The organism is Actinomycetota bacterium, from assembly GCA_035697485.1.
Classification (GTDB): domain Bacteria; phylum Actinomycetota; class UBA4738; order UBA4738; family HRBIN12; genus JAOUEA01.
This window is the reverse complement of sequence record DASSCU010000056.1, coordinates 20291-42476: the sequence shown is the minus strand read 5'-3', so window position 1 is coordinate 42476 and position 22186 is coordinate 20291. Positions and strand designations below refer to the sequence as shown.

Genomic DNA, 22186 nt, shown 5'->3' with positions numbered 1-22186 from the left:
CGTTCACTGCTTCCAGACCGGCGCGACCTCGGCCGGGGGCGAGTACGAGCACAGCCGTCCCGTGCGGACCGAGGCTTCGAGGTGGCTGCCGAGCTCCGGGCAGTCCGCCGCGATGGCCCTGACCGCGCCTCGGATCGCCTTCGTGACGCTGACCCGGGCCCGTTCGGCGGGAGTGGGCATGCGTCGGTCTCGCCCTCCCAGCCCGGCGGCGCTGACCAGCTCGTGCGTGATCGCGTCGATCTCCAGCTTGGACCTGCCCACGCGCTCCACGTCGTGCATCGACTCGGCCTCCGCGAGATCCTCCTCGAGGTCGAGCAGCCGTTGCCGGTACTCCCGCTTGGCTCTGGGGTCGAGGATCGCGTCGGCGGGAAAGGCATCGCTGGACTCGAGGCCGGCCTCCGCTCGGCTCGGTGCACCTGGCTCTGCCAGACGCAACAGTTCGAGGACGTGCACCTCGCGTCCCGGGGCGCGGAGCAGCTCGGCGAGGTATCGCATGCCCTTGCGGTCCGGCAGCCTGGCCATCTCGTCTCGATGACGGATGGTCCAGTACTGCCCCTCCCGGAGGAATTGCGACGTCGGTTCCGGCGCAGCAGCGTCATCCTGGTCGACCGACCCGCTCGGGCCAGGCAGGGCCGCCCGAGCGCGCTCCGCGATGCCGGCAAGATCGAGGTCCTCGGAGATCGAGAGACTCGCATCGAGCGCCGCGCGAGCCCGATCGGCGTCCTCGGGTCCGGCTCGGGCGAGCCACATGCGCGCCCGCTCCACGAGGAGCATCGCCATCACCGCACGTGCGCCCAGCGCCTCGCACCGCTCCGCCGCTTCGTCGAAATGCTGTTCCGCTCGCTCCCATCGACCGAGCGACGAAGCGAGCGATCCGAGGCGCATCGCTACGGGCCCGAAGGCCAGGGTGGAGATGGAGATCGCGTTCCGGTCGACGAACGGAAGGAGTAAGTCGTACAGGAGCGCGGCACGGCGCTCGTCACCGATCAACGCCGCGGCCTGGGCGAGCCCACACATGTGCAGAAGCCACAGCCCGTCCCGGGGAAGGTCCGCGAAGCCGTGTCGAGCGTGCCGCTCCACCTCGGCTCGAGCCGCGCGGTCGTCGCCGAGCTCGGCCGCGAGGAGCACGTTTCGCCATCGAGGGATGTCCGGATAGCGCTCCCCGTGGTCGCTGACACGGTCCCGGACCTCCTCCATGCGTCCCTGCGTCCAGCGGATCGCGAGGATCTGCGCATCCTCGTGCATGTATGTGACGTACTCGCTCTCACGGACCCTACCGATCTCGAGCGCCTCCCCGACGATCCGCTCGGCGTCGACCGTTCGGCCCTGGAGCAGGGCGCGCATCCCGTGCAGGGCCGCGACGTGCCAGAGGTAGAACGGCTGCTGGATCCGTGCCGACAGCTGCTCCATCGCCGAGAGTTCGCCGTCGAGTCCCGGCATGTCGCAGAGCTCGAGGTGGCAGTGCACCCTCGCGTGACGAGCGAGGAACGCCGCTTCTTCGTTCGCTGCGCCCGTCGCCACCAACAACATCTCCTGGGCATTGGCGAGCCGCTGCACGATGGAGTCGGGCGACAGGGTCGCCCAGTGTCGGCCGTGCAACGCCTCGACGAGCGCCTTCGGATCACCGACTCGAAGGGCCATATCCAGCGCCTGATGCGAGAGTGCATCCAAGCGCTCCGTCTGATGGAACTGGTAGAGCTCGGTCGCGAGGCGGGCCAACGTCCTGGCGCGGAGAGAGGAATCCTCGGCCGGCAGCGCCCGCACCGCCTCTTCCAGCAAGGCGACGCTCCTCGTTCCGGGATCGAAGATCGACGCCACGATCAACGTGCCGAGCCCGAGGCGGGCAGGATACGCCCTCGAGGCGTGGGCGAGCGCCGCGTCCGCCAACATCGTGGGATCGCCCAGGTCGCGCGCGATCACCGCGACCTGCTCGTAGCACGCCCTTCCACCCTCGGTGTCGCCGGCCCTCGTCCTCGCATCACCCAGACGGATCAGGATCTCGGCCCGGCGACGCGCCGAGTCGGCCTCCGGAGGCAGGAGCGGCAGCGTCCGCTCGAGGAGCGCCGCCGCATCCTCATACGCGAGCACGTCGATCGCCCGGGCCGCGGCCCGGAGCGAGTAGTCGACCGCTGGAGCGACGTCGCCCAGGGGGGCTGCCTGCGCGAAGTGATGTGCGATCGCGGTCAGATGTGGTCCCAGATCCTCTCGGTACACCCGCTCGAAGACCCGGGCGGCGTGCAGGTGGAGCTCCATGCGGGTCGCGGGCGACAGGTCTTCGTACAGCGTCTCCCGGACTAGGTCGTGCGCGAAGGAATACTGTCCGGCGTCGCGGGCATCCTCGGACAGCACCCCGACCCGCACCGCCTCGTCGAGCACGCTGGCGAGCCGCTCGAGGTTCAGCGAGCTGGCTTCGGTCAGGATCTTCAGGTCGAGATCTCGTCCGAGCACAGCCGCCACGCGCAAGGTCGACACGGCCTCGGGAGACAGGGCGGCGAAATGACGCCGTATGAAGGCGCGGACCTCTTCTGGCAGCCGTCGCATCGCCCCTTCGTCGACGGCGTGAAGATTGCCGTGCGACGCGAGCTCCCGACCGATCTCGCCGAGGAAGAACGGATTCCCCCCGGTCACCGCCCGGACCCGCTCGACCACCTGGTCACTGGGCTCCTCGCCGGCGACGTGGGTCAGGAACGAGGCGACCTCGGGCTTCGACAGGCCCCGCAAGGGGATCCGCCAGCCGAGCCGGGCGACCTCGCCGAACAGCTCGGCCCGTTGCAGGGTGCCCAATTCGCCCTCTCGATAGGCGCCGACGACCACGACACGGCGATCGTCGGCCGACGACGCGATGAACCTAAGCAGGTGCAGCGACGGCTCGTCCGCGGCGTGCAGGTCGTCGAGCAGCACGAGAAGAGGGGTTGTCCGGGCACGCTCCTCGAGGAATCGGGCCACCGCATCGAACAGTTGGAAGCGGGCAACGTCGGGAGCCAGCGGGTCGGCGCTGCCAGGAGGTGACGAGACCACCAGCTCGTCCAACTCGCCCCCCGCCGCCCGGACGATCTGCACCCACGGCCAGTACGCGGGGGCGCCGCCCCCGTCCCAGCAGCGCCCGGTCAGGACGAGCCACCCCGACTCCTGCGCCAGGTGGGCGACGACCTCCATGAGGCGACTCTTCCCGATGCCGGGCTCGCCCCCGAGCAAGAACACACCACCGCGCCCCCGATCGGCTTCCGCGAGCGCGGCTCGGAGCTCGGCGAGCTCTCGCTCCCGACCGACGAAGAGACGGGGTCGATCCTTCGGTTCGGTCACAGCCGACCCGTCGGGTACGCGTAGCGACCCGTCAGCCATCGAACGATGGTGCTCGCCTTCCTGCCTTAAGTCGAGTCGGGCGTTCGTCGGTCGCCCCGATACATGACGGACCACGATTCGCGCGGAGCCATCAGGCGAGCCAGGTGGACAGCTCCTGCAGCCGTTCAGGGACTACGTAATAGTAGGCCCACAGTCCCTGGCGCTCCGAGCCGACCAAGCGGGCCTGCCGCAGCACCTTGAGGTGATGGGAGACGGTGGACTGGGAGAGGTCGAACAGGGGGACCAGTTCGCACACGCACACCTTCCCTGCGTGCTTCCGCAGCACGTCGATCAGCTGCACACGGACCGGATCACTCAATGCCTTGGCGACCTCGGCGATGGCTGCCGCCTCCTCGCGATGCACGTCCGGGTAAACGACCGGTGCCGACGTCGGCTCGCCCGGGAGACGCTTGACCTTCGGGGTGAGCTCCAGGCTGACAGGCATCGGCTCAACCTCCTCTCTTCGGCAGACCGACCAAAGCCGGTGCATCAAGCACCCAGGCGACCAGGGGCGCGATCACGGCGTCGGCGTCGTCGCTGACACCCCGCAGCGTGTTGGAGGCATAGGAGCGTTGGAGCTCGAGCCCGACGTACACCAAACCGGGATGCGTGGTGGAGATGCCGCCGACGTGGATCGGCGCTCCGTCAACGTCGAGGGCGCCGAGTTCGCGCAGGTAGTCGACGCTGGGTCGGTATCCGGTGGCGAGGATGATCGCCTCGACCCGCTCGCGCTGCCCGTCGCTCCACTTCACCTGGTCTCCATCGAGGGCGACGAACATCGGCCGCTGATCGAGGCGGTCCTCGGCCAGGGCTTGCTCGAACCCCACGCTGTCGGTGATCACGGCCCCATCGGTGATCGTGTTGAGCCAGACTGCGGGGAGCGCGTCGAACCCCGTCTCGCGCAGCCAGTAGTGCACGTCTTCGCCTCGGAGGCGCTGGGGGATGAACCGCACCGGATGTCGCGAGGCGAGCGTGACGGTCGCCAGCGTTGCGAGTTCGGCCGCGACCTGCGCCGCTGAGTCACCGGCACCGACGACGACGACCCGTCGGCCGACGTACGGGGCGGGGCTACGGTAGTCGGCGACGTGCACGAGATCCCCCGTGAAGCTCTCCTCGCCGGTCAACGTCGGTCGGTACGGGTTCGAGAACGATCCGCTGGCCGCCACGATGCCCGAGGCGCGGAACGATCGTCCGTCGGCCGCGAGCACGACGAACCCTCGGCCGTCCTGGTGGACGGTTTCCACGCGGGTGTCGAACCGGATCTCGACGTCGATCTCCGTCGCGTACCGCTCGAGGTAGTCGGCCACCTCGTCGCGCGTGGGGTAGCGGCCCGGCTCTCCCGGGAACGGCATGCCCGGCATCGAGCTGAACTCCGCGGGCGAGAAGAGGCGCAGGCTGTCGTAGTAGCGGGGCCAGGACCCCGCCGGTCGTTCGTCGGCTTCGAGGACCAGAGTCTGCATCCCGTGCGTGCGCAACGCCCGCGCGGCCGCGAGTCCCGACTGGCCGGCGCCCACGACGATCACGGGAGCGTCGGGCTCTCGTGAAGGAGCCGAGCTTCGCATATATCTACGTCTATCGATTAAACCGAGGGATGTCAATGTAAAGCCCTCGAGCAGACGACAGAGCGTCGAGGGCCACCCGGGACCAGGACATCTCGGCCCCCGCCTTCACAGCTCCGGGTCGTCCGCATAGGCTGTGGCGCAACAAAAGGGGGGTGGTCGTGCATGACGGGTGAGGAGTGGGCGCTCGCAGCAGGGGTCGTGTTCTCGGGGCTATGGTCTGGCCTCCTGGGCGTGTTGACCTTGGTGATGCACAAGATGCTCGCGGCGATGGACGGCCCGGGCTTCCTGGGCTTCATGCGGGCCTTCCTTCCGGTCGGCAGGAAGGCCTGGTTCAACTACGTCTGCGCGATCGGGATGGCCGTCGCGCCGATCGTCGCGCTCATCATGCTCTGGGGCGATGCGAGCTCCACCTCGTTCGTGCTCACCGCGATCGGCCTCGGGCTCGTGATCGTCGGGGTGTACGTTGTCTCCAACGTGTGGAAGGAACCGCTCTACGACGTGATCCTGGCCTGGGACCCCGACGCGTTGCCCGCGGACTGGGAAGCCGGACGGAGGAAGTACTTCACGATCAACTGGATCCAGCTCGCGGCGACGTGGGTGGCGTTCGGGCTCTTCCTCGCGGCGCTGGTCGCGCTCTAGCCGGCATACGAGGGCCTTGCGGCCGTGTGGCCGCAGCTCGCCGACGATCCGACGATGGCTCGCCTCGCCGAGCGGATCAACCCGATGCCGAAGTACGTCGCGTCGAGGACGCTGACCGAGCCGCTGGAGTGGAGTGCCAGCCTGATCTCGGGCGGCCTCGACGAGGCCATCCCTGCCCTGAAGGCAGAGCACCGCGGAAACCTGATCGTGTCCGGATGCGGGGAGCTCGCGCACACGCTGACCCGCCAGAGTACGGTCGACGAGTTCTGGTTCTGGATCAACCCGTTCATCTCGGCGGAGGGCCCGAGGATCTTCGACGGCGTGGGCCCGGTGCGCCTCGAGCTCGTCGCGTCGACCCCGTTCCGGTCAGGCGTCCTGTGGCTGCGCTACCGTCCTGCGACCGGCTGATCATGCGGAGCCGATCACGATGAGCCGGCCCCATCAGCTCCACGAGGATCGCCTCAAGATCTTGCGATCGGTGATCGACGCGAACCGCTTCATGACCCTGGCCACGGCCGACGAGGTGGGAACGCCCTGGGCGACGCCCGTGTGGTTCGCGAGTCCCGACCACAGGCGCTTCCTGTGGGTCTCGTCGGCGACGACCCGGCACTCGCGGAACATCGCCTCGCGTCCCGACGTCGCGATCGTGATCTATGACTCCCGAACGACGCCCGAGCACCGCCAGGCCGTATACGTGGAGGCCGCGGCGAGCGAGATCGCGGGCGACGACCTCGACCGATCGAGAGCTTCTCGCGCGAGTCGATAGCGCAGGGACTCGCCGAGTGGGGGCGCAATGACGTCACCCTCCCCGCAGGCACCGCCTCTACCAGGCGACCGCGGCGGCCCGCTTCATCCTCGCGGATGGCGTCGACGAGCGACTTCCGGTACCGATGTCGTAGCTGCCCGCAGGCCCTCTCCGTACGATGCGTCGGTGGAGGTGCCGCAGAGCCGGTCCGGATCGGGAGGCCAACCGAGTAACGGTTGGGTGGCTGGGCTGACGGCTCGGCTCGCCGGGATCGGAGCCGATCCCAGGGACGACGACGACCTGCGTCAGAAGAAGGCGCTCCTCGTGCTGCTCGCGGTGCTGATCCTGCCCGTGTCCCTTGTGTGGGGCGCCTCGTACCTCGCCTTCGGCTCATGGGTCGGGGTGCTTCCATTCGTCTACTTCGCGATCTCGCTCGGCTCGTTGGTGGTCTTCTCGAGGACCAGGACGTTCGGACCGTTCCTCACCACGCAGCTCCTGGACGTGCTCCTCATGACGACGCTCGGACAGATGGTGTCGGGCGGGTTCCTGCCCTCGGGAGGGGTCGGGCTGTGGGGCATGCTGGCTCCCCTCGGGGCGCTCGTGTTCCTCGAGGTGCGTCGGGCCCTCTGGTGGTTCATGGGGTTCGTGGCAGCCTTCGTGCTCCTGGGCGTCGCGGGCGAGGTGTTCTTCACCGACATCGACGTGCCGACGTGGTTCACGACGACGATGCTGGCGCTCAACGTGGTCGGCACCGGCGCGGTCGCGTTCACGGTGCTCGCGAGCTTCGCCTCCCAACGCAACGCGGCGCTGACGGCGCTGCGGGCCGAGCAGGGCCGGTCCGAGGCGCTGCTCACGAACGTGTTGCCGAGCGCGATCGCGGAGCGCCTGAAAGCCGGCGCAGGGTCGATCGCCGATCACGTCGAGTCAGCCACGATCGTCTTCGCCGACGTCGTGGACTTCACGCCCCTGTCGCAGCGCCTGACACCGGCCGAGGTCGTGGGCACCCTCGATCAGCTGTTCTCGCGATTCGACACGCTCGTTGAACGACACGGGCTCGAGAAGATCAAGACGATCGGCGATGCGTACATGGCCGCGGCGGGCGTACCGGATCCTTGCGCCGATCATGCGCGCCGGGCCGCCCTGCTGGCGCTGGACATGCGGGACTCGGTCGCGGGGTCGGCGACCGCCGGCCACGACGGGCTCGAGTTGCGGATCGGCATCAACACCGGACCGGTCACGGCCGGCGTGATCGGCACGAAGCGCTTCCTCTACGACCTGTGGGGGGATGCCGTGAACACGGCGAGCCGCATGGAGTCCAACGGCACCCCCGGCGAGATCCAGATCACACGTGCCACGTACGAGCTGTTGGGGGATGCGTTCGTCTGCCGACGACGGGGAACGATCGAGGTCAAGGGCAAAGGCGAGATGGAGACCTGGTATCTCGTCAGTGCACGGTGACCCCGTCCTCGGCGGGGGCCCATCGCGCGGCTCAGTGCGTCGCGCGCTCGCACCGTGGGTAGCGTGGTCCAGATGCACGCCTGGAGGTTCGCCGCGATCGATGCGTCCGCACGCACGATCGTGCTCGTCGAAGGCGTGAGCGACCGCCGCGCCCTCGAAACCCTCGCCGCGAGACGCGGCCGCGATCTGGCCTCAGAGGGCGTCGCGATCGTCGCGATGGGGGGATCGAAGAACGTGCGGTACGCGGTCGACCGGTTCGGCCCGGCCGGGCTCGACCTTCGGCTGGCGGGGCTCGTGGACGCGCCAGAGGAGGACGACTACCGGCGCGCCCTCGAGCGGGCCGGGCTTACTCTCGGCCCGACGCGAGCCGATCTCGAGCGCCTCGGCTTCTTCGTCTGCGAGGCGGACCTCGAGGACGAGCTGATCCGCGCCCTCGGTGCGACGAGTGTCGAGGCGATCCTGGAGGCCCGCGGGGATCTCTCGACGTTTCGCACGTTGCAGCGCCAGCCAGCCCAGCGAGGTCGTCCGATCGAGGCGCAGCTCCGGCGTTTCATGGGGACGAGGAGCGGGCGGAAGGAAGCGTACGCCACCTACCTCGTCGAGGCGCTCGACCTCGCGGACGTGCCGGGGCCACTGGACCTCGTGCTACGGCATGTGGCCCTCTAGGTCGGATCGCGGCCACGCGCGACGGTACGTGCAGCGGCATGCTGCGGCCGAACGCGGATCTGCGACACCGCGGTTGAAGAAGTCGGTAGATCCTCGGTGCCGAAGACCGCAAACGCGATCAAGTCACGACCGAACCGGCTGCGGCATCATGGCGACCATGCGGATGGGCGTGATCCTTCCGGGCGGCACTGCGAGAGAGCAGCTCGACCTCGCGCAGGTCGCCGAAGAGGCGGGCTGGGACGGAGTCTTCGTCTGGGAGGCCGCCTACGGCGTCGACGCGTGGGGGCTCCTCTCGGCGATCGCGACCCGAACCTCGCGGATACGGCTCGGAACCCTCCTCACCCCGCTGCCCTGGCGACGGCCCTGGAAGGTGGCAAGCCAGGTCGCCACGCTCGACCAGCTCTCCGAGGGCCGGTCCCTCCTCACCGTCGGGCTCGGTGCGGTAGCGCCCGACCTACCCTCAACGGGCGAACCGACCGATCTGCGTGAGCGGGCCGGGCGGCTCGACGAGGGCATCGACCTGATCCGTACGCTGTTGGACGGCGGCACGAGCTACCGGGGTCGCTGGTACGCGTTTGAGCTCGGTCGTGACGAGCAGATGCGCGTCGCTCGGCCGGTTCAGCAACGCATCCCGATATGGGTGGTGGGGCTCTGGCCGCGTGAGAGGTCGATGGCGCGGGTAGTCCGCTGTGACGGCATCGTGCCGCAATTCGACCTCGAAGAGGGCGAGACGTCGCCGAGCGACATCCGCGACCTGCGCGCGTGGCTCACGGAACGCGGCGTGTCCGAGGACTTCGACGTGATCGGGGAGGGTGAGACACCGGCCGGCGACCCTCGCGAAGCGAAGGACATCGTGGCTCCATGGGCTGATGCCGGATGCACGTGGTGGCTCGAGACGCGATGGGAGATGCCGCACCACGCGCTGGAGCGTCTGACACAAGTACGGGACCGACTCGAGGCTGGACCGCCGAACCTGGCATGAGCACCTTGCTCACCGACACATTCGCTGCGTTCATCGACGTGCTCGCGGAGAGCCTCGACGACCACGATGCCTCGGGCGATGAGCTCGCCGCCCGGCTGCATCTGTCCCGGTTCCATTTCGACCGGATGATTTCCGCCGCGGCCGGCGAGCCCCCGGCCGCGCTCCGCCGACGCGTGCTCCTCGAACGCGCGGCCTACCGGCTCGTGACGACCGACCGGACCGTGCTCGACGTCGCGGTGGAGGCCGGGTACTCCTCGCATGAGGCGTTCACCCGGGCGTTCGCCCGTGCCTACGGGACGTCTCCCACCGTGTGGCGGCGGCATCCGATGCGGTTCCAGCTCGACGCTCCGAGCGACGTGCACTTCCATCCGCCGGGACGCCTGAGGTTCCCGGCACGCGGGAAGGTGGGAACGATGGATCTGTTGCAGACGATGGTGCGGCATCACGTCTGGCTGGTCGGCGAGATGATCGACCGGGCCGCCACGCTGAGCGACGAGCGTCTCGACGCGCCGATCACGATCTCGGTCGAGGGCGTCGACGACGATCCGACGATGCGGTCGCTGCTCTCCCGCCTCGTCGGGCAGATGGCGATGTGGAACGCGACGATCGACGCCCGCCCCTACGACTTCGACGTCGAGCGCGGCGAGTCGATCGAGTCGATGCGCGCACGGCTCGCGATTGAGGGCACGGCCTTCCTCGAGACGGTCGGCGAGACCGTCGAGCACGGACGTCTCGACGAGACGTTCGTCGACGCTCTGTGCGAGCCCGTTGTGGTCATGACATATGGCGGCATGATCGCCCACGTACTGACGTTCGCCGCCCACCGCCGCACGCTCGTTGCGGGGGCGCTGATCGACGCCGGGATCACCGACCTCGGTGCGGGCGACCCGCTGTACTGGGTGGCCGACGCGAGCTGAGCCGCCGACACCTCCTCGAGCCGGGGTCCTCGAGCCCAGGCCTCTGCGACGGTTGATCCACCGGTCGCTTCAAGCCCGTTCGCGCTCAGCTCGACTACGGAGGATGCAGAACTCGTTGCCTTCGGGATCGGCGAGGACCAGCCAGCCGCTCCCATCCTCCTTCCGGAGGTCGTGCAGCGGTGTCGCACCGAGGGCGACGACCCGCTCGATCTCGTCATCGCGGTCCCGGTCGGTCGGTTCCAGGTCGAAGTGCACACGGTTCTTCGATCCCTTGCCCTCGGGGACCTCGACGAACAAGAGCCTGGGCCCTCCTCCGGTCCCGACGATCATGCACTCCTCGTCTCCAGGCTCGTTCGGATCGCCTGGCACATCTGCGAACCCCAACACCTCCTTCCAGAACGTCGACAGCGCGAAGGCGTCGAGGCAATCGAACGTCGTGTGCGAGATCTGGGAGACCATGCGTCGATGCTAGCGAGCGCGAACGGATAGCGCGTCCGCACGAAGCGCCAGCTCAAGCGTTGAGTGAGAGCGCACCTCGCGAAGCTCCTTGGAGAGCTTCATGTCCTCGATCGTGGTCCGCGAACGCTCGTGCCTCTGACTCAGGTACGCGCCGAAGTCACCCGTCGTGCGCTCTCGTTGCAGGAGCGCATGCAACGTTCGCCCCGTCCCGGGGGTTGGTTTCATGTGACGAAGGTGAGAGCGGAGCGACGCGACGACGTCGAGGCGCCGCCGGACTTCGAGGACTTCTATCGAGCGGAGTTCCCGAGCCTGGTGCGGGCGATGTTCCTGCTCGTGCCGGACGTCGACGAGGCGCAGGAGCTCGCGCAGGAGGCGATGGTCAGGGTGTACGAGCGCTGGGACCGGGTGTCGGCGATGGCGTCGCCGGGCGGCTACCTCTACCGGGCGGCGACGAACCTCAACCGCCACCGGCTCCGGTCGCTCGCCGTGCGAGCCAGACGGTTGCGCACGCTCGGCGCAGCCATGCGCGATGAGGAGATCGATCCCGCCCGCCGGGACCTCGCCGACGCGATCTCGGCGCTCTCGGTCCGACTACGCGAGGCGTTCATGCTCGTCGACTGGCTCGGGATGAGCTCCGACGAAGCGGCGCGCATCCTGCACATCACGCCGGTGTCGGTGCGCAGCCGGGTGCATCGAGCCCGGCGGGAGCTTCGCGCACGGCTGATCCCGGAGGAGAGCGACGATGGATGATCTGATCGAGCGGATGCACCGCGACCTCGACGACCTCGAGCCGGCGCCCGCGCCCATCGACGAAGTGCGGGCACGGGCCGACACGCGGGCACGTCGTCGCAGGGTCGGCGCCGGCGTGCTCGGCATCACCGTGGCCGTCTTCGTGATCGTCGGCGCGTGGGTGGCGGCCGATCGCGAGGGGGATCGCGCCACGATCGCCGCCTCGCCCGCCCCGGACACGCTCGGAGACCGGCTGTTCCTCGCGGGTGACGGGGAGGCCTGGGTGGTCGATCCCACCAAGGAGACGGTGCAGCACCTGCCGATGCCGGAGTTGCCACCGGGCGACGCGCCCCACCGCATCGTGCGACGGGACGACGCCCTGGTCGCGTGGGCGTACCGAACGCTCGTCCTGCACCCCGGCGCCGACCCGGGCTTCGACGTGCTCGTGCGCGATTCGTTGTTCTTCATCCCGTCGTCCGCGCCCGACCGCGTCTGGGTCGGTATCGTCGAGGGGTCGCAGGACGACGGCAGGTTGACCGCGGTCCGCGAGGTGGCGATCGACGGTCGGGTGACCGTACCGGACACGCGTCCCCCCGACGGCGCCTGGCCCGTCGCCGCCGTCGACGGGAACCTCGTGTTCCAGGAACGAGGCGAGCTGGTCGTGTGGGACCCGTGGACCGGCCGGGAGGTCGATCGGTTACCGGGTCAGCTCCCCGTCGCATGGGACGGAGCACTCTTCGCGTGGTGCGACGGCGCATGCCGCTCGCTGCTCGTGAAAGATCTACGCTCGGGCGGAACGAGGACCGTCCAGCCTCCGGCCGACGCCACCGGCTTCGAAGCACTCCATGGGGTGTTCTCGCCGGACGGGACCAGCCTCGCGGTCGCCGTCCGCCTGGGGGACGGGGAGGACGCCGAGCGTCAGCTCGCGCTGATCGATCTGGCCACGGGCCGGACCGATCTCGTGGACGAGGCGATCGTGCCGACGCCCTACGTGTTCCTCGATTGGGCGCCGTCGGGCGACACCGTCTACCTCACGGGAGGACAGCTCGCTGGACGCCGTCAGATCGTCGAATACTCGATCGGCGATGCCTCGGCGCGCGTCCTCGACGTCTCGGTCGGCGACTTCTACGGCATGGCGGCGTTCCAGGCGAGCACCGAGGCCGGCTAACCCTCGTCGACCCTGTGCCACCGATCCTCACGCAGCTGACCGGGCGGGACCGCGCTCGTAGAGCTTCATCGCCCAGATGTAGCCCACGACGCCGATCGCCACGCACCACACGACGCTGAGCCTGTACCACTCGTTCGCCGCGGCGGCAGTGACCGATGCTCGGCTGCGCGGTGAGGAGTTCTTCGAGGCGGAGCGAGGGCTGCACGCCTTCCTCTCGCAGCAGCTGACCGATGGAGGGGCGCCGGAGACGGAAGCTCGCGCCCTGATTTCGATCGTGCTCGGGCTCTCGATCATCGTGCTACTCGATCAGTGTGAGGTCGAGGAGGCGGAGACGGTGCTCGAGCTGACGATCCGAGGCCATAGCAGGTGGAGGTAGCATCGGGTTCATGGCGTACGACGAGCACCTCGCCGCCCGCATCCGAGCTCTGCTCGGGGGTGAAGCCGACCTGACCGAGAAGAAGATGTTCGGTGGCCTGGCCTTCCTGATCGGCGGCAACATGGCCGTCGCCGCGAGCGGCCAAGGCGGCCTGTTGGTCCGTGCAGACCCGGCGACCTCCGATGGCCTGCTCACGTCGACGGGCGTCCGACCCATGGAGATGCGCGGTCGGCAGATGCAGGGCTGGCTGCGCGTGGACGACGAGGCCGTCCGCACGAAGCGCCAGCTCGAGAAGTGGGTACGGGTCGGCGCAGGATACGCCCGGACGCTGCCTGCGAAACGGTAGGCATCGTGACGGCAGCCTCCACAGCTCAGTCCCACAGATCGGTGCTGAGGTACTTCATGCCGGAGTCGGCGAGGACGACGGCGATCGTCGCTCCCGGGTGGGCGCCGGCGAGTAACCGCTCCGCCGCGCTCACGACCGCGCCCGACGACAAGCCGGCGAAGATGCCCTCTGCCCGCGCAAGTCGTCGAGCGGCGTCGATCGCGTCGGTGTCGGGAACCTGGAGGAACCCGTCGACCAGCGCAGGGTCGAGCAGCGGCAGGCTGGCATCGAGTAGCCGCCGCCCTGGATGCGGTGACCCGGCTCGGTGAGCGGCTCGCCGGCCAGCACCGCGGCCCCCGCGGGCTCGACGATGTAGCAGGCGATCGAAGGATCCTGAGCCTTGAGGAACCGGGCCATGCCGGCGAACGTGCCGCCGGTGCCGGCAAACTCGCAGAAGACGTCGACGTCGCCGCCGGATTGCTCCCAGTTCTCCGCGGCCGTGTCCTCGTGAGCGGCGGGGTTCCCGAGAGCTGGAACGAGCACGACGTCGGGTGGATCCTCGACCATCGCGGCGAGCGCCGACTCCCCATCCTCGACACCGGTAGCTTCGAAGCCGGCTCGTTCAGACTGCGCGCCAGGACACGTCGATTCAACGGATCGTCGTCCACGACGAGCGCTCGCTCGACCTGCATCGGCCCCTCCTTCGGACGCCGCCGGACCTGAAGAGACCTTCCGTGAGGGACCGGGGCGTCGCCGGAGTTTCGCAGAGGGGCAGCCACACGAGCAATACACGCGGGCGTGAAGGCTCGAGCGCTGCAGCAGCGTGAGAGCTCTGGGGTTGACGTGCGCGTTCGTGGGCCGTTATATTCAACCACTCGGTTGAATACCTTGAGAAGCCACGATGCCGGTCGATCAGCTCAGCGCCACGTTGTCCGCCCTCGCGGATCCCACGCGGCGCGCGATCCTGGAGCGCCTGGCCGACGGGGAGGCGAGCGTCGGCGAGTTGGCCGAGCCGTTCCCGATCTCCTTGCAGGCGGTCTCGAAGCACCTCAAGGTGCTCGAGCGGGCAGGACTGATCTCGCGGACCCACTCGGCGCAATGGCGGCCGTGCCGTCTGCGGCGCGAACCGCTCGGGCAGGTCATCGATTGGGTCCAGGACCGGCGCTTCTGGGACGAGAGCTTCGACCGCCTCGACGAGCACTTGCGGAACGCCCGCGATCAGGAAGGAGCGCGAGATGACTGAACCGACCCCTCCCGAAGGCGTGGTCTCGGCGAAGAGCGACGCCGACGGCATCGTGATCGTCCGGGTCTTCGATGCCCCGCGTGAGCTGGTCTTCAAGGCCTGGACCGAGCCGGCACGGTTCGCGACATGGTTCGGCGAGCACGGGTCGTCGATCCCGCTCGAGACCGCCTCGATGGATCCACGGCCGGGCGGCGCGTGGAGCGCCATGATGATCCACGGCCCCGAGCGCATCGAGATCCCGTTCTCAGGCACGTTCCGCGAGGTGGTGGAACCCGAGGTCGTCGAGCTCGTGCTCGAAGTCGCCGGCGAGGCCGTGGAGGGTCCCCCTGAGGTGCTGCGGGCCGAGTTCCGCGACCTCGACGGCCGCACCGAGATGACGTTCACGCAGCGCGGCACCATGCCGGCCGACGAGTACTCCCGCGCGATGCGAGGATCGCTGATCTTCTTCGACCGCCTCGCCGACCACCTGGCCGAGGAGCTCAAGGCCAGGCACGACAGCGACACCTGACACGAGGAAGACGCCCCTCAGCAGGTCACTCCAACCCGGTACGGAACCCTTCCCGCCACGACGCGTACTGCGGCTGCCACCCGAGCTCGCGCTTCGCCTTTGCGTTCGACGCGCCGCGCAGGTCGGTCATCATCGCCACGCCCGTGGGGCCGACGAGCAACCTCGCCAGCCATGTCGGAACCCGGCGCGGCGCCGGCGCGCCGATCGCGTCGGCGAGCTCCGGCAGCCACGTCGCCACCGACGCGGGATCGTCGTCGGTCACGTTGTAGATGCCCGGAGCGCCGCGCTCGATCGCGGCGGCCGTCGCGGCGGCCGCGTCGTCGATGTGCACGAACGACCAGACGCCGCTGCCGCTGCCCACGATGGGGAAGCGCCGCTTGCGCACCATGTCCAGCACCGGGCCGCCCTCGCCGAGGGACGTCCCCGGCCCGTAGAAGCCCCCGTATCGCAGCGCGACGCCCTCGAGGTCGGTCGCCTCGGCGAGCGTGCGCTCGACGTGCAGGATGCCGGCAAGCGTCTGCCGCACGCTCGCCGGCGGATCGGTCTCGATCGGGTCCGACTCGACCTTGACCGGACCGCCGGTTCGCGCGTAGACCCACGAGGCGAAGCTCTGCGCGACGAACCGACGCACGCCCACCGAGCGGGCGGCCTCGAGCAGGTGGTCCGTACCCTCGGTGCGAAGCCGGTTGGTGAGAGCGAACTGTTGGTCGAGCTTCCGAGGATCGACCGCGTCGGGGATCGCCGTCAGCTCGTGCACGACGACGTCGGGTGCTGCCTTGGCGACCGCGTCCTTCACCGCGACCTCGTCGAGCGCATCGACGACGACGGGGTGAGCGCCGAGCTGTCGGAGCCGCTCGGTCTTCGCCGGCGTGCGCGTCGTGCCGACGACCTGGTGGCCGCTCCTCACGAGTGCCGGGACGAGCCGGCTGCCGATCGCCCCGGATGCTCCCGCGACGAATACCCTCATGACGCTCCTCCTCCGAGCCTGTTCGGTGTCTGTCACCCGTGGAGACGGGGTATGGATCGATCGTGTGACAGCCGAGCACCACTACGTGTCACATGGGAGGGCGCCATCACGTCTGGGAAGGCGATGAACGGAGCACCGATCGACGTCGAGGAGCTGGAGCGGTACCGACCGCTGCTGTTCTCGATCGCCTACCGGATGGTGAGCGAGGTCGGCGACGCCGAGGACATCGTGCAGGAGACGTTCCTGCGCGCGCACCGACTGCTGGCGGACGGAGGCGAGATCCGGGAGCCGAAGGCGTTCCTGGCCGAAGTGGCGACGCGGCTCTCGATCGACCACCTGCGCTCGGCCCGCGTGCGCCGGGAGCGCTACGTGGGAACGTGGCTTCCCGAGCCGCTGGTCGCCGACGAGCCCTCCCTCGAAGAGCGCGCCGAGGACCTGGAGTCGCTGTCGATCGCGTTCCTCGTCGTGCTCGAGACGCTGTCGCCGGTCGAGCGCGCGGTCTTCCTGCTGCACGACGTGTTCGGGTTCGACTTCGAGGAGGTCGCGGCCTTCGTCGGGAAGTCGCCCGCGAACACGCGGCAGATCGCCGTGCGGGCGCGCAAGCACACCGAAGCGCGGCGTCCGCGTTTCGATCCGTCGCCGGAGCGAAAGCGGGAGCTCACGGAACGGTTCTTCACCGCCGTGGGCGACGGCGACCTCGACGGCCTGCTGCAGATGCTGTCCGACGACGTCGTCATGGTCGGCGACGGCGGTGGCGCCGGCGCCGTGCGAACGCCGGTCGAGGGACCGCTGCGCGTCGCGCGCTTCCTGCTGGGCCTCGGACGCACTGCCCAGCGGCAGGGAATCGAGGTCGCGCTCACTTGGGTGAACGGACAGCCGGGGGCCGTCGCCTACGTGCCTGGCGGCCCGGTCGTGAGCACGATGATCCTCGAGATCGTCGACGGGAAGGTCGCCGCGATCCAGGCCGTCGTGAACCCGCAGAAGCTGCGGCGCGTGACGCCACCATGCTCGCACACGGATGTCGCTACACGATGATCACGATCTTGCCGGCGGCGTGACCCTGCGCCAGGTGGCGGATCGCGTCGGGAGCCTCGATCAGCGGGTAGGTCCGGTCGATCACCGGCACGACCGAGCCGGCTTCGACGAGCTCGGCGAGGGTGACGAGATCCTCCTGCTCGATCTGCGTGGCCAGGCCGCGGAGCCGCTGCCCCACGAACAGTGACACCACGGGGGCGCGGAGCATCCCGCGGAAGAAGCCTCCGGTCCACGGTCCGCCCCCGTCGCCGCCTACGATCACGAGGGCGCCCTTCGGGGTGAGGGCGCGGCGCAGCTGCAACAGCGGGCGTCGGCCGGCGGTATCGATGATCACGTCCCAGCGCCGCGACCCGTCTGCGAAGTCCTCGTGGGTGTAGTCGATCACGTCGTCCGCCCCGATCGAGCGGACTAGGTCTACCTTCGAGGTGGTGCACACGCCGGTGACCTGCGCATCGAGCGACCTGGCGATCTGCACGGCGAGCGATCCCACGCCACCGGAGGCGCCGATCACCAGCACGGTCTGGCCGGGTTGCACCTTCCCCTCGTCACGCACGGCCCGAAGGGCGGTGATGCCGGAGATCGGAAGGGCCGCTGCCTGCTCGAAGCTGAGCCCGGCCGGCTTCAGGACGAGCTTGTCCGCCCGGGTGGCCGCGAACTCGGCGAACGAGCCCTGCTCGGCGGTGCCCATCACGTCGTCGCCGGGCTCGAAGCGGGTGACGTTCGCGCCGACCGCCTCGACCGTGCCCGCGACGTCCCAGCCTCGGACGGCGACCCTCGGTCGGCGGACCCCGATCGCGACGCGGGCCATGTACGGCATGCCGGTCATCACGTGCCACACGTCGGGACCACACCCTGCGGCGTGCACCCGCACGAGCACGTCGTCGTCGCCGACCACGGGTTCCTCGATGTCTCTGAACTCCAGCACGTCCGCCGAGCCGTAGCGATCCTGCACGAGCGCCTTCATACCGTGATCGCCACCTTGCCGCGGCCACGACCTTCCACGACGTACTGGATCGCCTCGGGGGCGTCGGCCAGCGGGAAGGTGCGGTCGATGATCGGAGTGACCCTCCCGGCCTCGATCAGCTCGCGAAGCGCGTCGAAGTCCTCGCCGCGCTCCTTCGACGCCAACATCGTCAGGCGCTGCGAGACGAACATCGACACGAAGCCCGAGCGGAGGCTGCGCCCGAATCCACCGAGCCACTTCCCACCCCCCTCGCCGCCCACGATCACCAGCGTGCCGTTGGGTGTGAGCGCGCGTCGCAGATCGGACAGTGAACGGAGACCCCCCATGTCGAGGATCAGGTCCCAGTGGCGCGTTCCGTCTGCGAAGTCCTCATGTGTGTAGTCGATCACGTCGTCGGCGCCGAGCGACCGCACGAAGTCCATCTTCGCCGTGCTCGCCACGCCGGTGACCTTGGCGCCGAACGCCTTCGCGAGTTGGACGGCGAACGACCCCACGCCGCCGGACGCGCCGACGACCAACACCTTCTGCCCCGCCTGAACGTTGCCCTTGCGCAGGGCCTGGAGCGCGGTGCCGCCCGAGATCGGGACGACCGCCGCCTGCTCGAACGTGAGGTTCGCCGGCTTCGGCGCGAGCCGTGCCTCGGGCACCGACGCGTACTCCGCGAAGGAGCCGTCGGCGGTGCCGAACACCTCGTCGCCCGGCTGGAAGCGAGTGACGCTCGACCCGACGGCCTCGACGACGCCGGCGACGTCGCGGCCCCGCACTGGGACCTTGGGCTTGCGCAGTCCGAATCCCATCAGGCGGAGCAGGTACGGCTTCCCTGCCATGACGTGCCACGCGCCGATCTCGACGCCGGCCGCTTTCACCTGGACCAGCACGTCGCGCTCCCCCACCCGGGGCTCGGCGACGTCCCTGAACTCCAGCACGTCGGTCGAACCGTACGTATCCTGCGTGATCCCCTTCATCTAGATCCCCTCCGCTGACCATCCTGTGTGTGTGTACGCCGTACACTGACCGGGTGCGCAGCGTACGTGTACGGCGTACACTTGTCAAGTCGGACCCCGTGGGAGGTGAGGGCGCGATGAGCACCGAGATCCAGGCCGGCGCCCGGACCCGGGCGCCGCTGACGAGGGAACGGGTGCTGGACACCGCCGTGGCCCTGGCCGATCAGGGCGGCGTCGAGGCGTTGAGCATGCGGAAGCTCGCGCAGGCCCTCGACGTCGTGCCGATGGCGCTGTACCGGCACGTTGCCAACAAGGACGAGCTGTTGAGTGGTCTGGTCGACGTCGTGATCGGCGAGATCGATCCGCCGCTCGATGGAGCCGACTGGAAGACGGCGATGCGGGTACGGATCCTTTCGGCTCGCCGCGCGCTCATGCGTCACCCGTGGGCGTCGAAGGTGATGGAGTCGCGCACGAAGCCCACGCCGGTCGTGCTCGCCTACATGGACTCGATGATCGGGATGCTCCGCACCGGGGGTTTCTCGCTCGATCTCACCCACCACGTGCTGCACGCGATGGGCAGTCGGACCTTCGGGTTCACCCAGGAGCTGTTCAACGACACCACCGACGTCGACCCCGAGGCCGAGGCGGCGATGTGGGAGGCGGTGGCAGGCACGTACCCCTTCATCCACGAGATCTTCACGACGATCTCCCACGACGACAGGTCGGTCGTGGGAGCGGGATGCGACGACCAGTTCGAGTTCGAGTTCGCCCTCGACCTGATGCTCGACGGCATCGAGCGCCTCAAGCTGCGATCCTGAAACTCACCACCCACCGCCCGACCGGCCTAGTTGTCTTATGATGCTAGGACAATAGAGATACCGGAGGGTTCGCGTGATCGATCTCAGGCTCGACGGTCGTTCCAACGTCGTCCCGTACCTGCAGCTCGTGGAGCAGGTCAGGCGGGCGCTCCGTACGGGGCTCCTGGAACCGGGCGATCGGCTCCCCGCCGTGCGCGAGGTTGCCGAGTCTGTGTCCATCAACCCGAATACGGTGCTCAAGGCCTATCGACAACTCGAGCACGAGGGTCTCGTGGAGGGACGACCCGGCCAGGGGACGTTCGTGGTGGGGTCGCTCGCCGGGCCTTCGCTCGCCAGCCACGCCCTGCTCCGCCGTGAGCTGCGCGCCTGGCTGCAGAAGGCTCGGGCCGCGGGGCTGGAGCCCGAGGACATCGAGGCCCTGTTCGGCACCACGCTGCACGCGTTCGAGACCGAGGGTGCCGCGTGACGACGGCCCTGGAGACGACCGGCCTCACGAAGCGCTACGGCCGTACCTGGGCGCTGCGCGACTGCACGCTCGCGGTGCCGAGCGCGCGCGTGGCCGCGGTGGTGGGACCGAACGGCGCCGGCAAGACCACGCTGATGCGCCTCGCCGTCGGGCTGCGACGGCCGACCCGCGGTTCCGTCACGGTGTTCGGTCACGTACCGCGTGACGACTCCGCGTCGCTGGCCCGCGTCGGGTTCGTCGCGCAGGAGACGCCTCTGTATCGCGACCTCTCTGTCGCGGACCACCTCGAGATGGGCCGGCGCCTCAACGGCGACGCCTGGGATCAACCGTCGGCCACGGCGCGACTCGGCAAGCTCTCGATCCCACTCGATCGCCGCGTCGGCGAGCTGTCGGGTGGCCAGCAGGCCCAGGTCGCGCTCACGATCGCCCTCGCGAAACGCCCGGACCTGCTCGTGCTCGACGAGCCTGTCGCGAGCCTCGACCCGCTCGCGCGGCGGACGTTCCTTTCGGAGCTGATGGGCGAGGTCGCCACACGCGAGCTCACCGTGCTGCTCTCCTCGCACCTGATCGCCGACCTGGAGAACCGCTGCGACTACCTCGTCATCTTGTCCGACTCGCGGGTGCAGGTGCTCGGCGACGTCGACGACCTGCTCGCGACGCACGCGGTCATCGTCGGACCGGCCGACGCCCCCCAGCCCGACGCCACGATCGTCTCCTCACGGCGCTCCGACCGCCAGCGCACGCTCGTCGTGCGCTCGGCCGGACCGGTGCACGCGCCGGGATGGTCGGCCGAACCGATCTCGCTCGAGGAACTGGTGCTCGCCTACCTCAGCGAACCCGGGGCGGGGACGCTCCCGGGGCCGGAAGGACCGGCGTGATCTGGCTCGCGTGGCGGCGCCGACGTGGCGCGGTGATCGCGACGGGGGTCGCGCTGCTCGTGGCGTCGGCGCTGCTGTTCCTCACGGGGCGCTCGATGTGGGGCACGTTCCACGACGGCGGGCTGGCCGCGTGCATCGCGGACCTCGACGGGGCTCGATGGGTGCCGGCTGCCGGCGGCTGCCAGGACGAGGCGCAGGCGTTCGCGGCCCGCTTCTTCCCGATGCGCTTGCTGGGCCTCGCGCTGTTCACGTTCGTGCCGTTGATCGTCGGCATGTTCTGGGGAGCGCCCGCGATCGCGCGCGAGCTCGAGGACGACACGGTCTCGCTGGTCTGGACCCAGGGCGTGAGCCGGCGGCGCTGGGCGTGGACGCAACTGGCGTTCGTCGCGCTCGTCGCCGCGGTGTCGATGTGCGTGCTCACGTGGGTCGCGACGTGGTGGTACGGCCCGCTGAACGCGGCCACCGGCGACCGCTTCCAATGGTTGATCTACGACCAGCAGGGGTTGGTACCGATCGGATACGCGGTGTTCGCGACGCTCCTCGCCGCCTTCGTCGGAGCCGTCTCGGGGCGGACCGTGCGGGCGATGGCGCTCTCCGCGGTCGTCTTCGTCGTCGTGCGCTTCGGGGTGGCCGTCCTCTGGCGCCCACGCTTCATGGAGGGCTCGGACGCACGTACCCCGTGGTGACCGAGCGGGTCCCCAACCGCCTGCTCGGCGACTGGCTGTACGGAGGCGGCGGTCCCGGGGTCGGGGTCGTGATCAGGGCGAACGGCGAACGGGCCGCGGGCGGGCAGCGTATCTGCCCCGTGCCGGACCCCGCCTGTTACGCCGACGTCGGTCGCGACGCGTACAACCTGGAGCTGTTCCATCCCGCGAGCCGCTTCTGGACCTTCCAGGCGATCGAGACCGCGATCTTCCTCGGGCTCGCGCTGGTGCTGGCGGCGGCGACCGTCTGGTGGATCCGTCGGCGGCTCGTCTGACGAGCTCAGGGCCGCT

26 protein-coding genes and 1 pseudogene are annotated in these 22186 nt (G+C 69.4%); 19 read left to right on the top strand and 8 right to left on the bottom strand.

All coding sequences use genetic code 11. From position 1 onward, the window contains the following. Positions 1 to 3: 3 nt before the first annotated feature. The 3 genes from VFI59_13835 to VFI59_13825 all read right to left on the bottom strand — a co-directional run bounded on the left by VFI59_13835 (position 4) and on the right by VFI59_13825 (position 4904). Positions 4 to 3342, bottom strand: a complete 3339-nt coding sequence (locus VFI59_13835; GenBank protein HET6714776.1) for an AAA family ATPase — start codon at positions 3340 to 3342, stop codon at positions 4 to 6. A 91-nt stretch (positions 3343 to 3433) separates the two neighbouring features. Then, complete coding sequence (locus VFI59_13830; GenBank protein HET6714775.1) at positions 3434 to 3787, bottom strand: metalloregulator ArsR/SmtB family transcription factor; 354 nt, start codon at positions 3785 to 3787, stop codon at positions 3434 to 3436. A gap of 4 nt (positions 3788 to 3791) precedes the next feature. Further along, a complete protein-coding gene (locus VFI59_13825; GenBank protein ID HET6714774.1) occupies positions 3792 to 4904 on the bottom strand; it encodes an NAD(P)/FAD-dependent oxidoreductase in 1113 nt (370 codons plus the stop codon). 162 nt (positions 4905 to 5066) lie between these two features. Here VFI59_13825 and VFI59_13820 point away from each other — a divergent pair, with 162 nt between their 5' ends. The 7 genes from VFI59_13820 (at position 5067) to VFI59_13790 (ending at position 10311) form a co-directional block, all read left to right on the top strand. Then, positions 5067 to 5543: a hypothetical protein gene (locus VFI59_13820; GenBank protein HET6714773.1), complete on the top strand. Its 477-nt coding sequence runs from the start codon at positions 5067 to 5069 to the stop codon at positions 5541 to 5543. 24 nt (positions 5544 to 5567) lie between these two features. Further along, complete coding sequence (locus tag VFI59_13815) at positions 5568 to 5951, top strand: dihydrofolate reductase family protein (protein HET6714772.1); 384 nt, start codon at positions 5568 to 5570, stop codon at positions 5949 to 5951. 19 nt (positions 5952 to 5970) lie between these two features. Then, positions 5971 to 6309: a pyridoxamine 5'-phosphate oxidase family protein gene (locus tag VFI59_13810; GenBank protein HET6714771.1), complete on the top strand. Its 339-nt coding sequence runs from the start codon at positions 5971 to 5973 to the stop codon at positions 6307 to 6309. 219 nt (positions 6310 to 6528) lie between these two features. Then, on the top strand, positions 6529 to 7746 hold the full coding sequence (locus tag VFI59_13805; protein ID HET6714770.1) for an adenylate/guanylate cyclase domain-containing protein: 1218 nt from the start codon (positions 6529 to 6531) through the stop codon (positions 7744 to 7746). A 72-nt stretch (positions 7747 to 7818) separates the two neighbouring features. Next, positions 7819 to 8412 carry a TOPRIM nucleotidyl transferase/hydrolase domain-containing protein gene (locus VFI59_13800; protein HET6714769.1) on the top strand — a complete coding sequence of 198 codons (594 nt, stop codon included), beginning with the start codon at positions 7819 to 7821 and terminating at the stop codon, positions 8410 to 8412. A gap of 148 nt (positions 8413 to 8560) precedes the next feature. Further along, complete coding sequence (locus VFI59_13795; GenBank protein HET6714768.1) at positions 8561 to 9394, top strand: LLM class flavin-dependent oxidoreductase; 834 nt, start codon at positions 8561 to 8563, stop codon at positions 9392 to 9394. Beyond that, on the top strand, positions 9391 to 10311 hold the full coding sequence (locus VFI59_13790; protein HET6714767.1) for an AraC family transcriptional regulator: 921 nt from the start codon (positions 9391 to 9393) through the stop codon (positions 10309 to 10311). Before VFI59_13795 ends, VFI59_13790 begins: the two co-directional genes overlap by 4 nt. Before the next feature lie 69 nt (positions 10312 to 10380). Here the strand turns inward: VFI59_13790 and VFI59_13785 are convergent, their stop codons facing one another. Further along, a complete protein-coding gene (locus VFI59_13785; protein ID HET6714766.1) occupies positions 10381 to 10770 on the bottom strand; it encodes a VOC family protein in 390 nt (129 codons plus the stop codon). Positions 10771 to 10995: 225 nt separating this feature from the next. On the opposite strand from VFI59_13785, the gene VFI59_13780 reads away from it, so the two are divergent. From VFI59_13780 to VFI59_13765, 4 genes are all read left to right on the top strand, one after another. Then, the gene (locus VFI59_13780; GenBank protein HET6714765.1) at positions 10996 to 11520 is read left to right on the top strand and encodes a sigma-70 family RNA polymerase sigma factor; all 525 of its coding nucleotides are present in this window, start codon (positions 10996 to 10998) and stop codon (positions 11518 to 11520) included. Further along, positions 11513 to 12667, top strand: coding sequence for a hypothetical protein (locus VFI59_13775; GenBank protein ID HET6714764.1), 1155 nt, complete (start codon positions 11513 to 11515; stop codon positions 12665 to 12667). The genes VFI59_13780 and VFI59_13775 overlap by 8 nt, the downstream gene beginning before the upstream one ends. 148 nt (positions 12668 to 12815) lie before the next feature. After that, positions 12816 to 13043: a hypothetical protein gene (locus tag VFI59_13770; GenBank protein HET6714763.1), complete on the top strand. Its 228-nt coding sequence runs from the start codon at positions 12816 to 12818 to the stop codon at positions 13041 to 13043. Between the two features lie 10 nt (positions 13044 to 13053). Beyond that, positions 13054 to 13389, top strand: a complete 336-nt coding sequence (locus VFI59_13765; protein HET6714762.1) for a TfoX/Sxy family protein — start codon at positions 13054 to 13056, stop codon at positions 13387 to 13389. Between the two features lie 25 nt (positions 13390 to 13414). Here VFI59_13765 and VFI59_13760 read toward each other — a convergent pair. Next, positions 13415 to 13935 (bottom strand): annotated as a pseudogene (locus VFI59_13760) (pyridoxal-phosphate dependent enzyme). Positions 13936 to 14269: 334 nt separating this feature from the next. Here VFI59_13760 and VFI59_13755 point away from each other — a divergent pair. Continuing rightward, positions 14270 to 14611, top strand: a complete 342-nt coding sequence (locus VFI59_13755; GenBank protein ID HET6714761.1) for a metalloregulator ArsR/SmtB family transcription factor — start codon at positions 14270 to 14272, stop codon at positions 14609 to 14611. Continuing rightward, positions 14604 to 15119, top strand: coding sequence for an SRPBCC domain-containing protein (locus VFI59_13750; GenBank protein HET6714760.1), 516 nt, complete (start codon positions 14604 to 14606; stop codon positions 15117 to 15119). Before VFI59_13755 ends, VFI59_13750 begins: the two co-directional genes overlap by 8 nt. A gap of 25 nt (positions 15120 to 15144) precedes the next feature. Here the strand turns inward: VFI59_13750 and VFI59_13745 are convergent, their stop codons facing one another. Then, complete coding sequence (locus VFI59_13745; GenBank protein HET6714759.1) at positions 15145 to 16086, bottom strand: NAD(P)-dependent oxidoreductase; 942 nt, start codon at positions 16084 to 16086, stop codon at positions 15145 to 15147. A 123-nt stretch (positions 16087 to 16209) separates the two neighbouring features. On the opposite strand from VFI59_13745, the gene sigJ reads away from it, so the two are divergent. After that, complete coding sequence (sigJ, locus tag VFI59_13740) at positions 16210 to 17121, top strand: RNA polymerase sigma factor SigJ (GenBank protein ID HET6714758.1); 912 nt, start codon at positions 16210 to 16212, stop codon at positions 17119 to 17121. Here sigJ and VFI59_13735 read toward each other — a convergent pair. Further along, positions 17111 to 18085: an NAD(P)-dependent alcohol dehydrogenase gene (locus tag VFI59_13735; protein ID HET6714757.1), complete on the bottom strand. Its 975-nt coding sequence runs from the start codon at positions 18083 to 18085 to the stop codon at positions 17111 to 17113. The genes sigJ and VFI59_13735 overlap by 11 nt on opposite strands. Further along, positions 18082 to 19050: an NAD(P)-dependent alcohol dehydrogenase gene (locus VFI59_13730; protein HET6714756.1), complete on the bottom strand. Its 969-nt coding sequence runs from the start codon at positions 19048 to 19050 to the stop codon at positions 18082 to 18084. The genes VFI59_13735 and VFI59_13730 overlap by 4 nt, the downstream gene beginning before the upstream one ends. 116 nt (positions 19051 to 19166) lie before the next feature. Between VFI59_13730 and VFI59_13725 the strand changes: the two genes are divergently transcribed. The 5 genes from VFI59_13725 to VFI59_13705 all read left to right on the top strand — a co-directional run bounded on the left by VFI59_13725 (position 19167) and on the right by VFI59_13705 (position 22170). Next, positions 19167 to 19847 carry a TetR/AcrR family transcriptional regulator C-terminal domain-containing protein gene (locus VFI59_13725; GenBank protein HET6714755.1) on the top strand — a complete coding sequence of 227 codons (681 nt, stop codon included), beginning with the start codon at positions 19167 to 19169 and terminating at the stop codon, positions 19845 to 19847. Between the two features lie 73 nt (positions 19848 to 19920). After that, positions 19921 to 20313, top strand: a complete 393-nt coding sequence (locus tag VFI59_13720; GenBank protein HET6714754.1) for a GntR family transcriptional regulator — start codon at positions 19921 to 19923, stop codon at positions 20311 to 20313. Beyond that, complete coding sequence (locus tag VFI59_13715) at positions 20310 to 21191, top strand: ABC transporter ATP-binding protein (GenBank protein ID HET6714753.1); 882 nt, start codon at positions 20310 to 20312, stop codon at positions 21189 to 21191. Before VFI59_13720 ends, VFI59_13715 begins: the two co-directional genes overlap by 4 nt. Then, entirely contained in the window at positions 21188 to 21877 is a 690-nt protein-coding gene (locus tag VFI59_13710) for a hypothetical protein (protein ID HET6714752.1), read from the top strand. The genes VFI59_13715 and VFI59_13710 overlap by 4 nt, the downstream gene beginning before the upstream one ends. After that, entirely contained in the window at positions 21874 to 22170 is a 297-nt protein-coding gene (locus VFI59_13705) for a hypothetical protein (GenBank protein HET6714751.1), read from the top strand. The genes VFI59_13710 and VFI59_13705 overlap by 4 nt, the downstream gene beginning before the upstream one ends. Positions 22171 to 22186 lie beyond the last annotated feature (16 nt).

Bases quoted from the DNA above. Each gene is read 5' to 3' on its own strand.
- VFI59_13835 (HET6714776.1), bottom strand. From the start codon at position 3,342: ATGGCTGACGGGTCGCTACGCGTACCCGACGGGTCGGCTGTGACCGAA.
- VFI59_13830 (HET6714775.1), bottom strand. From the start codon at position 3,787: ATGCCTGTCAGCCTGGAGCTCACCCCGAAGGTCAAGCGTCTCCCGGGC.
- VFI59_13825 (HET6714774.1), bottom strand. From the start codon at position 4,904: ATGCGAAGCTCGGCTCCTTCACGAGAGCCCGACGCTCCCGTGATCGTC.
- VFI59_13820 (HET6714773.1), top strand. From the start codon at position 5,067: ATGACGGGTGAGGAGTGGGCGCTCGCAGCAGGGGTCGTGTTCTCGGGG.
- VFI59_13810 (HET6714771.1), top strand. From the start codon at position 5,971: ATGAGCCGGCCCCATCAGCTCCACGAGGATCGCCTCAAGATCTTGCGA.
- VFI59_13800 (HET6714769.1), top strand. From the start codon at position 7,819: ATGCACGCCTGGAGGTTCGCCGCGATCGATGCGTCCGCACGCACGATC.
- VFI59_13795 (HET6714768.1), top strand. From the start codon at position 8,561: ATGGCGACCATGCGGATGGGCGTGATCCTTCCGGGCGGCACTGCGAGA.
- VFI59_13790 (HET6714767.1), top strand. From the start codon at position 9,391: ATGAGCACCTTGCTCACCGACACATTCGCTGCGTTCATCGACGTGCTC.
- VFI59_13785 (HET6714766.1), bottom strand. From the start codon at position 10,770: ATGGTCTCCCAGATCTCGCACACGACGTTCGATTGCCTCGACGCCTTC.
- VFI59_13775 (HET6714764.1), top strand. From the start codon at position 11,513: ATGGATGATCTGATCGAGCGGATGCACCGCGACCTCGACGACCTCGAG.
- VFI59_13765 (HET6714762.1), top strand. From the start codon at position 13,054: ATGGCGTACGACGAGCACCTCGCCGCCCGCATCCGAGCTCTGCTCGGG.
- VFI59_13755 (HET6714761.1), top strand. From the start codon at position 14,270: ATGCCGGTCGATCAGCTCAGCGCCACGTTGTCCGCCCTCGCGGATCCC.
- VFI59_13750 (HET6714760.1), top strand. From the start codon at position 14,604: ATGACTGAACCGACCCCTCCCGAAGGCGTGGTCTCGGCGAAGAGCGAC.
- VFI59_13745 (HET6714759.1), bottom strand. From the start codon at position 16,086: ATGAGGGTATTCGTCGCGGGAGCATCCGGGGCGATCGGCAGCCGGCTC.
- sigJ (HET6714758.1), top strand. From the start codon at position 16,210: ATGAACGGAGCACCGATCGACGTCGAGGAGCTGGAGCGGTACCGACCG.
- VFI59_13735 (HET6714757.1), bottom strand. From the start codon at position 18,085: ATGAAGGCGCTCGTGCAGGATCGCTACGGCTCGGCGGACGTGCTGGAG.
- VFI59_13730 (HET6714756.1), bottom strand. From the start codon at position 19,050: ATGAAGGGGATCACGCAGGATACGTACGGTTCGACCGACGTGCTGGAG.
- VFI59_13725 (HET6714755.1), top strand. From the start codon at position 19,167: ATGAGCACCGAGATCCAGGCCGGCGCCCGGACCCGGGCGCCGCTGACG.